General features: G+C 50.4%; 16 protein-coding genes. 13 read left to right on the forward strand and 3 right to left on the reverse strand.

What is annotated here, in order from left to right; genetic code table 11:
• Positions 1–92 precede the first annotated feature (92 nt).
• Complete coding sequence (locus ACYVBJ_RS17410; protein WP_460983584.1) at positions 93–401, reverse strand: DUF3784 domain-containing protein; 309 nt, start codon at positions 399–401, stop codon at positions 93–95.
• A gap of 410 nt (positions 402–811) precedes the next feature.
• Positions 812–1,243 carry a hypothetical protein gene (locus ACYVBJ_RS17415; protein ID WP_460983585.1) on the reverse strand — a complete coding sequence of 144 codons (432 nt, stop codon included), beginning with the start codon at positions 1,241–1,243 and terminating at the stop codon, positions 812–814.
• Between the two features lie 439 nt (positions 1,244–1,682).
• On the opposite strand from ACYVBJ_RS17415, the gene ACYVBJ_RS17420 reads away from it, so the two are divergent.
• Entirely contained in the window at positions 1,683–2,138 is a 456-nt protein-coding gene (locus tag ACYVBJ_RS17420; protein ID WP_460983586.1) for a hypothetical protein, read from the forward strand.
• Between the two features lie 168 nt (positions 2,139–2,306).
• Here ACYVBJ_RS17420 and ACYVBJ_RS17425 read toward each other — a convergent pair whose 3' ends face one another.
• Positions 2,307–3,026: a M23 family metallopeptidase gene (locus ACYVBJ_RS17425; RefSeq protein WP_460983587.1), complete on the reverse strand. Its 720-nt coding sequence runs from the start codon at positions 3,024–3,026 to the stop codon at positions 2,307–2,309.
• A gap of 147 nt (positions 3,027–3,173) precedes the next feature.
• Here ACYVBJ_RS17425 and ACYVBJ_RS17430 point away from each other — a divergent pair, with 147 nt between their 5' ends.
• The 12 genes from ACYVBJ_RS17430 (at position 3,174) to ACYVBJ_RS17485 (ending at position 12,389) form a co-directional block, all read left to right on the forward strand.
• A complete protein-coding gene (locus tag ACYVBJ_RS17430; RefSeq protein ID WP_460983588.1) occupies positions 3,174–4,850 on the forward strand; it encodes a DUF3945 domain-containing protein in 1,677 nt (558 codons plus the stop codon).
• Positions 4,851–4,867: 17 nt separating this feature from the next.
• Positions 4,868–6,280: a DUF3945 domain-containing protein gene (locus tag ACYVBJ_RS17435; RefSeq protein WP_460983589.1), complete on the forward strand. Its 1,413-nt coding sequence runs from the start codon at positions 4,868–4,870 to the stop codon at positions 6,278–6,280.
• Between the two features lie 51 nt (positions 6,281–6,331).
• Positions 6,332–7,696 carry a toprim domain-containing protein gene (locus ACYVBJ_RS17440; protein WP_460983590.1) on the forward strand — a complete coding sequence of 455 codons (1,365 nt, stop codon included), beginning with the start codon at positions 6,332–6,334 and terminating at the stop codon, positions 7,694–7,696.
• 49 nt (positions 7,697–7,745) lie between these two features.
• Positions 7,746–7,955, forward strand: a complete 210-nt coding sequence (locus ACYVBJ_RS17445; protein ID WP_460983591.1) for a hypothetical protein — start codon at positions 7,746–7,748, stop codon at positions 7,953–7,955.
• Positions 7,956–8,089: 134 nt separating this feature from the next.
• Positions 8,090–8,758 carry a hypothetical protein gene (locus ACYVBJ_RS17450; protein ID WP_460983592.1) on the forward strand — a complete coding sequence of 223 codons (669 nt, stop codon included), beginning with the start codon at positions 8,090–8,092 and terminating at the stop codon, positions 8,756–8,758.
• A 99-nt stretch (positions 8,759–8,857) separates the two neighbouring features.
• Positions 8,858–9,247, forward strand: a complete 390-nt coding sequence (locus tag ACYVBJ_RS17455; RefSeq protein WP_460983593.1) for a hypothetical protein — start codon at positions 8,858–8,860, stop codon at positions 9,245–9,247.
• 55 nt (positions 9,248–9,302) lie between these two features.
• Positions 9,303–9,713, forward strand: coding sequence for a hypothetical protein (locus ACYVBJ_RS17460; protein WP_460983594.1), 411 nt, complete (start codon positions 9,303–9,305; stop codon positions 9,711–9,713).
• A 113-nt stretch (positions 9,714–9,826) separates the two neighbouring features.
• Entirely contained in the window at positions 9,827–10,195 is a 369-nt protein-coding gene (locus ACYVBJ_RS17465; RefSeq protein WP_460983595.1) for a hypothetical protein, read from the forward strand.
• 473 nt (positions 10,196–10,668) lie between these two features.
• Positions 10,669–11,319 carry a hypothetical protein gene (locus ACYVBJ_RS17470; RefSeq protein WP_460983596.1) on the forward strand — a complete coding sequence of 217 codons (651 nt, stop codon included), beginning with the start codon at positions 10,669–10,671 and terminating at the stop codon, positions 11,317–11,319.
• Between the two features lie 3 nt (positions 11,320–11,322).
• The gene (locus ACYVBJ_RS17475) at positions 11,323–11,622 is read left to right on the forward strand and encodes a hypothetical protein (protein WP_460983597.1); all 300 of its coding nucleotides are present in this window, start codon (positions 11,323–11,325) and stop codon (positions 11,620–11,622) included.
• Positions 11,623–11,705: 83 nt separating this feature from the next.
• A complete protein-coding gene (gene umuD / locus ACYVBJ_RS17480; protein ID WP_460983598.1) occupies positions 11,706–12,155 on the forward strand; it encodes a translesion error-prone DNA polymerase V autoproteolytic subunit in 450 nt (149 codons plus the stop codon).
• A gap of 3 nt (positions 12,156–12,158) precedes the next feature.
• On the forward strand, positions 12,159–12,389 hold the full coding sequence (locus ACYVBJ_RS17485) for a Y-family DNA polymerase (RefSeq protein ID WP_460983599.1): 231 nt from the start codon (positions 12,159–12,161) through the stop codon (positions 12,387–12,389).
• Positions 12,390–12,512: the final 123 nt, after the last annotated feature.

Below are 12,512 nucleotides of genomic sequence, written 5' to 3' on the forward strand. Positions count from 1 at the left end.
CGCTTGCACCTTTACACACCCGTCATGTTGGGCTGAAAACCTTCCTTCGGGGGCGAGCAACGTGTCGCCCGACAAGCCGCCTACGCGGAGCGTTACTTCAAGTAGCGTTGCATACCAGCTAGAGTAACAGCCATACTCAACGAAGTCAAAACCATGAAAAGTACCACCGCAATCAGACATGCATTCTTGCTCTCAAAGTTATAGCTAACTACACCCAGCAGCCAGGCAAGTAAGCCATTAACCATCAGACATTTCCCTGTCCACTGAGCCAGTTGTTTAGGGTCTTTAACCTTTTCAGGTTCATAGCCTGCAATCATCCCTGCTAAATGGAATTTCCACATTAAAAAGCCTAGTAGTAACATCAGCAACCCCACCAATCCCAAGATAGCTACCGTAAACATAAGAACTGAAGAATATAAAAATGTTCGCTTGTTTTACCAGGGCGTTCGACCTTGACAGCCGAGACCTGGGATCAGAAGCCCTGACTTGCCTATGCGGGCGTTCAAACTGTCACCCGAAAGCTGGACTTTGAAGCAACTTTATGGACCCGCACCCAAATATATGTTGGGTGGACAGTTCAAGTAGTTACTCGTTTGCCAGCGTCTTGGCGACAGGCCGCACGTCTCGACAGGATGACTCTGGGCTTCCATTTCGGCGTTCCGGCTGACAGTCCGTACGGCTTAGAGGTTAAGGTTTTGCTCTTTGTGCGGGTCGCGTGTGACAGTTTAGACGCTCCGGTTGGGCAAGTTTAGGTTTGTATGGTAGCGTCTTGGCGACTAGCCAAATGCCACTACAGGCCAGCCAGGTAACTTCATTTCTGTTCTATCAAAAGCATTTGATCGTCTTTGCCTTTCAGTAGGTAACCACTTGGTGCTTTTACAATAAAATACTTCATCGGCTCACGGTCAATTATTTGTGTCTTTCCTTCTGCTTGCAGTGATATTGAGCCAGGTTGCAGATAAAGTGAGTCTCCTGTAAATCGCCAACTAATCGGACTGTCTTTGATAATTGTACTCCCTCTCTTGGTGCGGAACGTAGCGTTACCATCTTTGTAAAAAAGAAATAAAAGATGTAAATCATTTCCGGCCTTACTAGTATCTCCTTCCGTCCCGATAAGGAATATCTTATTGGAGAGGTCGACTACTTTGGTTGCCAATTTCGAATCAATTACTTTTTGCCCCAAAGCTAGAAAGGGAGCAGAAAGTAGTAGTGTTAGAAAGCAGACGGTTTTATGGGCAGACATAGGGGTGATTCGTATTTTGATGATGACCGTAATATTAATTGAACGTGCGATTAATTTATTAGCGAAAACGGATTTATTGCGTTGTCATCGCTCCGCCTGGATTCGCTTGCAGGTGACAGGGGGCACGTCCCGCCGGCAAGCCGGGTAGCCCAACAGGCAGGGGATGTAAAGGCCGCAGCTACGTTAGTTCAGGCACGTTGTCTCCCATCCATCAACCCCCTGGGTTGTTGGGTGTTCCCCAAGCAGTAAAGAGTGAAAGCCAACGTCTCGGCGATAAACTGCCCAGCATGAGTAGAGTTTCTGAGCTTCCATGTCGGGCCGGTTTGGGACAAGCTAAACGCTTGAGTAAGGCAGCTTTGGGGGCACTCATGTTGGGCTGGCGTGCGACAAAGGAAACGCCCCGGTCCGGCAGATTAATAACGAGAAGTGTTAAAACATAATGGAAGACAGAGAATTCACATTTGAACAAATAGTAGGCGCAGATATAAGAATGGTGCCTTTTAGTGAAGAAGAATTCTTTTGTACAGACGATTATAAGGACCTTTGGAAGGAGTTAAAACTATTAACAGACGGGTCTTTTGATTTTAATACTTGGACAGATGAAACGGTTGAGGAATATGGCGATCCAATCAAAATGCGCCTTACAATCAGAAATACGGTTTGGGATATTGAGCTTAAGAAGCAAATCGGCTTTATTGATTTTCGATTCGTTGACAAGCTGAATGAGATCATAGAAACACTGAATCTAAGTGAGAATAGATTTAGGGAAGTGTGTCCCGAAGGGTTAGATACTATGTCCAATGCCGATCAGAATGTTTTTCTGCCCAAAGAGGTAGTCGAAAAACTGGATATAAATGGCTATGGAAAATGGGATAAGAAATGGATAGGACTTTAATTTTCTGTTTCATTGGCGGCTTGTTCGGCGGCAGGCAGCACGTCCCGTCGTGAAGGTGGCAGCCCAACCGCCACCGTATTTGCGGGCAAACGAACCCAGAAGAACACATGAGATCAGAAAATCACTTTTGGGCTGTTGACATATTTATCAGTAGGTCTTATGGGGAAATTATTCCTGTTTGTTAGTGTCCATCAACCCGTTTTTTGGTAGACCGTTTATCGTTCTGATCGGTTTGACTTTTGTTACAGTCAACCAGAGTAAGCAATAGTCCTCCGGGTTCACGGGTTTGCCCAGATATAGAATAGCATAGTGGAGGTGTGGCCCGGTTGAACGGCCGGTGGACCCGACGCGACCAATCATTGCCCCACGTAATACGGTGTCCCCCACACGAACTGTAGAGGCCGAAAGGTGGCCGTAGACAGATTCATAGCCTGACGGGTGCTTTATGGTAACGGCCAATCCTAACCCTGTCTGATCTGATACCAGCTGGTCAACCACACCGTCGGCTGTAGCGTAGACGGGAGTGCCGGCAGGGTAGGGTAAGTCGATGCCCGTATGCCGGTGCCTCTTGCCATCGATCGGATGCACCCGCCATCCGAAATGACTGCTTATTCGGTACTGCGTGTACGACGACAGACGCACCGGCGGTATCGAGGGTATAGATCTCAGCCAGTCGCTGGAGTGGCTGGCGTCAATGCCCAGCCGTGAAGTATCGTCCTGTAATAAACCTACTTCTTTCTTGCTTTTAGCAGATATAACCACCCCCGTCTGTTCCTGCCGTATATAAGCAGCGAAATAAGTAATGGTGACTGCTTTCTCACGAATAGGTTTCTTTATCAGGCTGTCCGTTAGTGGTTTAGGCTGAGTATATAGTACCTTGGCTATCACTGACTGATTTATGATCAGTATCCATATCAGCATTGAAGAAAGCAAACAGTGCATTATGTATTAAATAAAATATATTTAAAATTAATACAAAAATAAATATTATATATTTTAGTTGATTTACTTTGCTTTCCAATAAGCGAGCAGATCATGGAGGAAATTGAAGTTGTAAAACCCGATCAGCCTAGCCAGATAAACCCTGAAAATAACCGCATATCAGCGTTCGAACGTGCTGAAACACAGCAGTATCAGATAGTGTTGCCCACCGAACGGGAACAGCTTCGTGGGTACTTGGAAAATGACGGACTATTGTCTGATGAGGAGATTACCCGATGCCTGTATGATGAGACGCTACGAAAGACGGATTTGGCTAAAAGCATCAAAGAACGCACTCCGACAGCTACAGATGCCGATCGGCAACAGCTGACCGATTATTTATGGGAGGTTCACCAGAGCGTAAAAGGCTTGCCGCTGACGTTCGTTAATCCGACGCAAACGTACCGCGTCGACGTGATCGACACACCCGTGAGTCTAGTAACTCCGGGTGTCATGGCTGGTGAAAATCCACGAACCGATATGGGTCTATCCGGGAGTCAGGTCAGTTCGGTGACGCTGCATCTGGATATCAACGGGGGCTTTCTAGCCAATTTCCTGCACAACGCGCAGCTCAATCATGAGCAGATGAATCGATTCATCACGGATCTGGAACGGCAGCACCGTGAGTTGAAAGCGCATCTCAGCACAGTTGATTTAAATCCTGTCCTCTCTGAGCCACCGACTCCCGGTACTCACGTAAGCTACAAGCCGGAGTCTGTACTGCCAGACTTGTCGCGACCGGATTCATCGTCGGTGACTACCACCGAAATACAGCCTAAAAGAGATGCTCCACCGCAGTTGACTCCTCATCAACCCGAAAACCATACGCAACCAATAACTATGAGTGAAACAAATATAGATAACGCTGAAGCAACGGCTTCGGGCCGGGCCACGCGCTATCAGTGGGCGGAGGTAGCGGCTCAGTTTGATAAAGTCGGCATCAGCCGGCAGGACCTGGAGAAAGCGGGGCATCTGGACGATCTGCTCAATGGCCGCAAGACTGGGTTAATGAAACTGACTCAACAAGGCGATGAAGGACGGCCATTTCAGATTTCCGGCAAACTCTACATCGTCAACACACCCGACAAAGGCCCGATAATCGGTATTCAGCCGGAGCGGAAGCAACTACTGGTTCCCAATGAATTTCTGGGCTACACCCTGACCAATCGCGACAAGCAGAATCTGGAGAAAAATGGCGAGATGGGTAAGCGGGTGGAACTGACCGACAAGATGACCGGAAAGTCATTCGCGAGTTACATCGGCGTCGATAAGGAAACGAAAAGCCTGACCGTGCTGCGGGCCGAGCGGCTGCACATTCCGCAAACTGTCAAAGGTGTCACGCTGACCAAACAGCAGCAGAAAAGTCTGGAACAGGGCCGTGCCGTAAAACTCGACGGCATGACTGGTAATAATGGGCAAACCTTCAACGCCTACGTGCAGGTATCGGCCGCAAAACGGTCGCTGACGTTTGCCAAAATCCCGGATAACGCGATCAAACAGACCGTCGATCAGAAGACGGCGCAGGACCTGAACCGGCCGGTTCAGCAACTCAAAGGCGATGGCGACGGCGGTAAGAAAACGATTCAGCCAAAAGACGAAACCAGACAGGCTGCGGCTCAGCGTGTCGATGCACCGACCCCCCCCAAGCAGCAAAAGTCAGCAGCCCCCAAGCCGGCAGACGAAACTAAACCGGCGAAGAGCAAGAAACAAAAAGGCCCACGCGTAGCCTGAACTAATTAAGTAGTTATATGATCGCACAGAAACCAACACCCCAGGTTAGCAGGCAGGCTGAATACATGTTGGAGCGGGTAGGGGAGGCCATCTTACAGCGTCTTCGGCTGGATTTACCCGGCTATGAGACGGGCGAGGAGCCGCTGGGCTTTATCATCGAAACCGATACGTCCAGTCACCCGACTTCGACCATATTGGAATTCAAAAACACCGCTGCTGTCAACGACGCGTACGGCAAGTTACCGTCCGAACAGCAGGCCGATCTGTTTTCAGGGCTTCAGTCATCGGTACGGGCAATATTACTTCGGGCAGAGCCATGCAATAAACTGGCTGAGCGTGACGTCGACGCCTACGTGTTCGCCGATCAGACCGCCGTTGAAGTCGGTGTAGCCAATTACCGACGCGGTGATTTCTTTTTTCTGCCCACGGCCCGGGCTATAAACTGGCAGCAGGCGGAGTTACTAGTTGGCGATTCGTGTCGGCCAACAGAAATAAACCTGTACCGGCTCGGCTATCAGGAAACGACGCTCACAAGCGACACTACGTTTTACCGACACTACGATCCGGCTATGCCACTAGTGGGGTACGGTTATGCCGATGGCCTTTACCATGTCAGCATTTTCAACACGGGTAAGATACCCACGGTGCTGACGCTACTTGAACCAGAACAACTGGTGGACCTGCGGCAGGCAAGAACGATGCAGTATCAGTCGGTCGCGCAGGAACCTAGTGTAGTGTACCAGCGGAGCAGGGACACCCGCTATCCGGCCACGCTTCTTGAGCAGGCCACGAGTCAGTTTGGCATTGCGCTGACCGATACCAACGCTCGACGGCTCTTGAATGGTCAGAAAACTACCGTCGTCGCAACCAGCGAGGGTGCCAGCGGAAAGTTGTACGTACTCAACACCCCTGACAATGGTCCACAGTTGATTCTGCAGAATGTTCAGCCGGAACTGCGCATGCAGGAAAGTTACCTGGGGCACGTGTTCACCGAGCGGGACAGGCAGAATCTGCAAAAGTATGGCGACATGGGCCGTGCGGTCGAGCTGACTGACCGACAAACCCATCAAAAGTTTGCGGCCTACATTGGTGTGGATAAGGAGACGCGCACGCTGACGGTGTTACGGGTCGATCAGATTCGACCTAAAATCGAACGGATGGCACACCTCAAGGGAGTGCCGCTCAACGAGCAGCAGAAGCAGCGATTGATCGCCGGGAACGCCGTTCGGTTGGATAATATGACCAGCAAGGCCGGCGCTACCTTCTCCGCCCTTGTGCGCGTGTCTGCCGCCAGCCGGGGCCTGCGCTTCGACCCCATACCCGGCGTTCAATCCCGTCGAAAGGCGTCGGCGGGCCAAGCCGATTCACGGCAGCAGACCCCAACGGTTAAACACGCCGTGCGGCCGCAACCAAACGGGCAAACTAGATAACCGGCACCATCCACCGACCGAATTAACTCAACGTTTCTCTTCCTAACCCCCATGACGACCACACGGCCGCAATTGTCCGACTATAAGCAACAGATTGATCTGGTTCAGTTTTTGGAAACAGAGGGCTTCACCAAAGATCGGCGCAAATCGACTCGGCGGTGGCCGGTGCTTGAGAATGCCGAAGGCCGCAAGCTGATTATCGGACACAACCAGAAAACCAGCGAATACTTCTATTACAACCCCGACGACAGCCGCGATAAAGGGACTATCGTCGATTACGTAATCGGCAAGCTCAATATTGATACGTCAGCAAAGGAAGGCTGGCAGCAACTGCACGAATACTTGGGGCAGTACCGGGGCGATCTGTCGCACATGCTTAACAACAAGTCGTCAGCTTCACCCGACAGTCAACCCGCCAACGAGGTAACCCGGCGTAACGCCATGTCTCACTATTTCCGGCTCGACCCGCTGATCAATACGGACTACCTGATGAACAAACGCGGTCTGACCGTCGACACTATTGGCCACCGGGCGTTCCTCGGCAAAATTTTCAACAAGGCATTCACCAGCCGGAAAACGGGCGAACTGGTTATCAATACGGTATTTCCGATGGAAAACGAACAGGGAACGACGGCTATTTTGCTGAAGAATGATAGCCCGACGGGGCTGGTCAATGGGCATACCTGGGGTGAGCGGCTGGAAAGTGTCTGGGTGTCGAACCTGCCCAAGGACCATCAGCCAAAGGAGTTGTTGATCTGTGAAAGTCCAATCGACGCGCTTTCCTATCACCAGTTGCACCCGCCGAAAGAACCGTACGACCGGCTTTACGTGGCCACGGGCGGCCAACCGTCCTCGCTGCAACCTCTGACCGTACAACGGCTGATTGATCGTGTTAAACCAGAACAGATCATTCTGGCGCACGACAACGACAATAGTGGCATCCGGTTTAATATAAGCTGGGCCGGGCGCCTTCAGTTGCCGGGCCAAACCACGGAGCAGACCGATCAGCGATTTAGTGTCAGCAACCAGAAGAACAGCAATACACTGTCTGTCGACCTGAATCTCTCGCAGCTTGACGAACTGCAGCGCAAAGCTCACATAGACGCCGTGCAGCAGCAGATACTGACTACCCTGAACCGGGGCTACACACCCGACATGAATCAGGCAACGGCCGATACTGCCGTTCAGCAGGGGACCAGAAGCCTACTGACGATTCATCTGCCTAACCACCGACCAATGCTTACGCGGATCGAGCGGCTGACTATCGAGAGTCGGGGGCTCACCGACAAACTGATTATCAAACGCCCGCTGGCCAAAGACTGGAACGAGGAACTGCAAGTTCAACTCAATAAACCCGCCAAAACACCCACTCAGACAGCAAAATCTACAAAAACCGCTTCACTGCGAATTGGCTGATTGCATTACCCTTTATGCACCCAACGAAACTACTAACACTCAGACAGGTATGGCCACTCATTCGATGGATACATCTACGCTGCCAGTCGACGCTGGCGAACTAGGGGCGCTGACGGAACTGATCAGGCGCATCGGTAAGGCCAGCGATAGTATGCACCTGTCAGGTTCTGACAAACTCAGAATCACCTATGGCCTGCGTTTGTTACGACTGGAAATCACTCAGCATACAGACACCGTACCGAACAAAGTGACTCCGTAATCAATAGACGAAAGGGAGTGAAGGTGTGTATAAATAGTTGTAAATCAGTAATTTGTGTTTGATTGCGAACGGCAGGTTCGTATCTTTGTAATGTACACCAAGCGCGGCACCGACGTGTTACTTCGGGCGATGCAATGACTACGTCATTTGTTTCTTCAGTGGCTGGATCGCTGGTTGGTCCATTTCAAACGCTCGATACCGAATCGGGTGAAATTCAGGATAAATACCTGTACATCGACGGCAATCCCAAGCAGTACCGGTTCGATGCCAAGGAAGGTAAATTCTCCGTTCATTACGATGAGAACAACGTTGAGAAGGTGGGTACGTCGCTGTCGTTTCAGCCGATTGCCTGGCGAATCTTCACCGACGATATCCTGGGGCAGGGGTTGAAAAAATGGGCTGAGCTGTTTTTTATCGACGACTTCGACTGCGTGTCGTGCGTTCTGTTTCATAACTTCAGCGTGGCCAACCTCGAACAACTGATTACGCCCCTCGTGTACAACCGCATCAAACTGAACGAGGTGATACTGACGGTGAATGCCGACAAGAAGGAGAATACCAAAGTGCAGCCGAAAGGAACCTACTACATCGCTTCGTTCACCTATCAACTGGCCGACAAGGATCGGACGCAGGAAATGACCGAGTATGTGAAGACGGTCAACCTCTACCGGCGCGATACGCAGACCGACAAAGCACAGACGCAGGTAGCCCGGCATGTGTTCAACCTGTTTGTCGACAGTCTATCGAACCCCGAGCAGGCTGTTTACGACATCGACGCCGACGCGGAAACTGTCGCCGACTAGCTGGTCCAGAGCCGGGCGATTCGTCCGGCTCTATTACTCATCTTCATTTCTTATCATATCGGCTCACTAGCCGGCTAATCGTCTGTTGTCTTTTCATTCATGAACACAATTTCCAAGTCTCCTGTCCGCCAGCCCCTTCAGGTGTACCTGATCGACGTAATCAGCCAGTGCGTCTCAGTGGTTCCTTACGACGGCTCATTGAAACGACTGTATGAGTTAATCGACTGCGACCTGATCGATTCGACGGCCCGGCAACCGAACCGGGATGGTATCTTCTGTACGGATATGCTTCCCGACGAGCCAGAACTCCCTGCCTTTCGCCTTCGATCAACCGGGCAGATTCTGTATCGGAACGGCGTCTGGGCTGGCTGCGACAGAGAAGGCAATACGGTATCGCCTGCTACGCCGTTGGAGCAAGTTCAGCGTGAGATCGAGTTTCTTGAGCTGATACCCTACCGGCCAACGCCAATCAGAATTATCGCCTGGTAAGTCGTGGGGCACCCGGTCGGGTGCCCCCTTTTGTAACCTCTAATTGTGCGATATTATGATCGAACTCCTGAAAATAGACCCATATATCGAAGCCGTTTACCTGGTGACCGTTGGAGAAACGTTGACCGAAATCTGTCAGCAACTAGGCGCGCGCCGATTGACAATTGCCGGGCAGCAATCCCTGATTCCTGGATCTGAACAATGCCCTGACGCGGCCTACTGCGACGAAGAAGCGCTCCGTACGGTTTACATACCGCCCGCCTTCCGGCTGCGGAATTCTGGTCACGTTATTTATGGCTGTGCCCTATGGCACCGAACCACCGAAACCGGACGACTGTGTCCGCCGGCTTGGTCGCTTACTGAGCTGACCCATCAGGTTGAATTTCTGGGTTTTCGTCCACCACTTCCTCCCCAAGCCGGTTTGCCAACGACCGACGACGAGAGTATCCCACTAGATGATTTATGACGTTTTTCAATGATCATTTTAAATGAAATACATTTAAAATGATCATTGAAAATAAATGAAATGTATATCTTTGATAATGTGAAAGCCATGATGAACAAATGTAAAATAAGACAATGAATGAACAGAAATTAACCCATAATGAGTACCAGATTGGTGACGTTGTTCAAACGCTGGAACCGTTCGGGCCGAATGCGGCCGGTAGTATCGGCATAGTCTACGAGATTAACTCAGCTGCAAACGGGCAGGATTTGCCGATCATAAGCGTGATACTGGTCAACGGGCACGACATTGGCTGCTTTACGGGTGACGAGCAGACCGAAAGTCTGATGCGGCTGGGTCGGGTCGAACTGGATTACAGCTACAGCAACCCTAGTCAGTTGATGGCTGATTACCGGCGTGGCTATTTCCGTTGGGCGCTCGAAGAAGCTCAGCTACTTAGCGAACAGAAGGAAGCAGCGGCCGTCGAGTCGGTAAACGATTGATCCTGCAATGACTGTATTTAATGCCCGGTTATTGCATTACCCTTATTCTCTGATTGATCAGAACCGCGCATTTATGCAGGACTGGCTTTATGATGAGTTAGGGTTGACAATAGATCGTCTTATGCTGCTCCTGATCGGTTTTTGTATTGTAATGCTATCAATGCTCCGCCTGGCCGATAGACAATCCTCTAGCACTTGTTAGTATACTTATGACCACCGTCATACGAAATGTAGCACCGCTAGCTTCGCTGGTTGCTTTAAGGCCGCATGGAAACGGGGCTGCTTCAAGAACGTTGTTGCACCGCAACGGAACACAACGTAAATGGCAAGTTCAGAATCTTGGTCGTGGGCCTCTGCGCACTCGGGCTGCTTCTAGTCGCGAAAGAAGTATCTTTGGCTGGGTCAGTCATGACGTAGCTAAATCCGGTGAATGCATGATTGACCTTTTTCCGACAGGAAACAAGTGCCATCTCATGCAGCAACACGTTTCACTTTACGCCCTTCAAACCAGTCGTTCGGCCAACGACTTCGCCATCGTCAACGGCCATCGAATCAGTATAGACATCGCGCAGTCGAGCGTACATTTCTACCGAAGTGAGCAGGATTGGGGGCAGCTGGCAGGTAGTGTACCGGTTGAAAAATGGACGGGGGACTGGTTGATTCGCTCGGTCGGTCGATTTTTCCAGCTCGATTACCAGTTGAACGACGATAAAACACTATCGTCGATTCAACGCAACGGGTATCTGACCGTGCGAATTATTCATACTATTGGAAACGCACGGCTATACGAACGATTGCTGGCCAATAGCCACTGGGATTATGCTGTCAGCTTTCGGGGCGAAACCAGTTTCGGAACAATCGTGGGTGAGGCCGTCAGTGAACTGCGTACCAAATTGAGCGCACGAGCCAGTCAGGAGCAGGCAACTATCAACTTAAAACTCGGTCCCGGCAGTCGGTTTGATCAGCAGCAACTGAACGATTTTTGTCAGACGAATCAATTAACTGTTGGTGGGAAGTACACGCAGCAGGAACTGCGGCAGGCCGTGCTACGGCAACGTAAAGTCAACTGCGAGCGCTTCGGCGATCAGCTACGCTACTTTAACATTCGAATAAACTGTAGATAAAGCATGAAGTCTACTTCCAGAAACCGTCCATTTTCCGCCGATTATACGTACACAGTTGAGGGCAATATCATCGCTATTGAGGACCTGGATTTGGGTAATCGCAGCGTGACAAACGATATAGAGTTTGTTCTTGCCGATATACAGGCGAAGCTGGGCACACTCGCTGGTTACCAGATCATCTACCGGGACAGTATGGGAAGATGGGATGGCATCCGCCTTGTTGACAACACAGTGCATTTTTATGGCTTGGGCGAGTCTGAAAAAGAGCAGGCTATGAATCGGTTGCTGCATCCATTGGGATAGCCATCGTTGCCAAAATTTGCGTAAACCATAACAAAGTTATATTATAGCCGCTTAATGTATATTTTACATATACGATAATGGCTATGGATGAATGCGCTGAACACCATTTCCCGCCGGTACCAATAAGGCTACGGACGCTGACACGTCACGCACTTCCGTTTTACGGCTCGTGGGTACAGGCCGGATTTCCCTCCCCGGCAACTGACTACATCGAGCGGGTGTGCGATCTCAACGATCTCTGTATCAATAATCCCGAGGCTACCTACTTCGTCCGGGCGGCTGGCGACTCGATGACTGGCGACCGCATCGAAGCGGGGGATATTCTCATTGTCGACAGTTCGTACGATCAGGCGGATGGGCGCATTGCCATCGTCAGTCTAAACGGGGAAAATCTGGTAAAACGTATTCAACGAGCGGGAGAGGTGCTGTTGCTGCTGTCATCAAATCCTAACTATCCGCCGATTCAGGTACAGGCAGGAGAAAAATTTCGGGTATTCGGTGTCGTCACCTGGGTCATTCAGAAATCCCGATAGCCTATGCTGGCCCTGCTCGATGTCAACAATATGTACGTTTCCTGCGAACGTAGTTTTAATCAGGCGATTGATAATCAGCCGGTTGTCGTGCTTTCAAATAATGATGGATGCGTGATCGCCCGTTCGAACGAAGCCAAAGCGCTGGGTATCAAAATGGGCGTTCCGTATTTCCAGCTTGATGAGCTACGGAAGGACCATACCATTCACATTTGCAGTAGTAACTACACCCTGTAAGCAGTTACGTGGAATATAACTTATAATACTAATTAAGAATATGATTGTCGTACTTTAGCCTACTGAACTACGCTGACGAAATCACCCAAGATTTACCCTACCTGCAACTACTTGAAAAACAAC

Source organism: Spirosoma fluminis, assembly GCF_054778895.1.

Bases quoted from the DNA above. Each gene is read 5' to 3' on its own strand.
- ACYVBJ_RS17410 (WP_460983584.1), bottom strand. From the start codon at position 401: ATGTTTACGGTAGCTATCTTGGGATTGGTGGGGTTGCTGATGTTACTA.
- ACYVBJ_RS17415 (WP_460983585.1), bottom strand. From the start codon at position 1,243: ATGTCTGCCCATAAAACCGTCTGCTTTCTAACACTACTACTTTCTGCT.
- ACYVBJ_RS17420 (WP_460983586.1), top strand. From the start codon at position 1,683: ATGGAAGACAGAGAATTCACATTTGAACAAATAGTAGGCGCAGATATA.
- ACYVBJ_RS17430 (WP_460983588.1), top strand. From the start codon at position 3,174: ATGGAGGAAATTGAAGTTGTAAAACCCGATCAGCCTAGCCAGATAAAC.
- ACYVBJ_RS17435 (WP_460983589.1), top strand. From the start codon at position 4,868: ATGATCGCACAGAAACCAACACCCCAGGTTAGCAGGCAGGCTGAATAC.
- ACYVBJ_RS17440 (WP_460983590.1), top strand. From the start codon at position 6,332: ATGACGACCACACGGCCGCAATTGTCCGACTATAAGCAACAGATTGAT.
- ACYVBJ_RS17445 (WP_460983591.1), top strand. From the start codon at position 7,746: ATGGCCACTCATTCGATGGATACATCTACGCTGCCAGTCGACGCTGGC.
- ACYVBJ_RS17450 (WP_460983592.1), top strand. From the start codon at position 8,090: ATGACTACGTCATTTGTTTCTTCAGTGGCTGGATCGCTGGTTGGTCCA.
- ACYVBJ_RS17455 (WP_460983593.1), top strand. From the start codon at position 8,858: ATGAACACAATTTCCAAGTCTCCTGTCCGCCAGCCCCTTCAGGTGTAC.
- ACYVBJ_RS17460 (WP_460983594.1), top strand. From the start codon at position 9,303: ATGATCGAACTCCTGAAAATAGACCCATATATCGAAGCCGTTTACCTG.
- ACYVBJ_RS17465 (WP_460983595.1), top strand. From the start codon at position 9,827: ATGAATGAACAGAAATTAACCCATAATGAGTACCAGATTGGTGACGTT.
- ACYVBJ_RS17470 (WP_460983596.1), top strand. From the start codon at position 10,669: ATGCAGCAACACGTTTCACTTTACGCCCTTCAAACCAGTCGTTCGGCC.
- ACYVBJ_RS17475 (WP_460983597.1), top strand. From the start codon at position 11,323: ATGAAGTCTACTTCCAGAAACCGTCCATTTTCCGCCGATTATACGTAC.
- umuD (WP_460983598.1), top strand. From the start codon at position 11,706: ATGGATGAATGCGCTGAACACCATTTCCCGCCGGTACCAATAAGGCTA.
- ACYVBJ_RS17485 (WP_460983599.1), top strand. From the start codon at position 12,159: ATGCTGGCCCTGCTCGATGTCAACAATATGTACGTTTCCTGCGAACGT.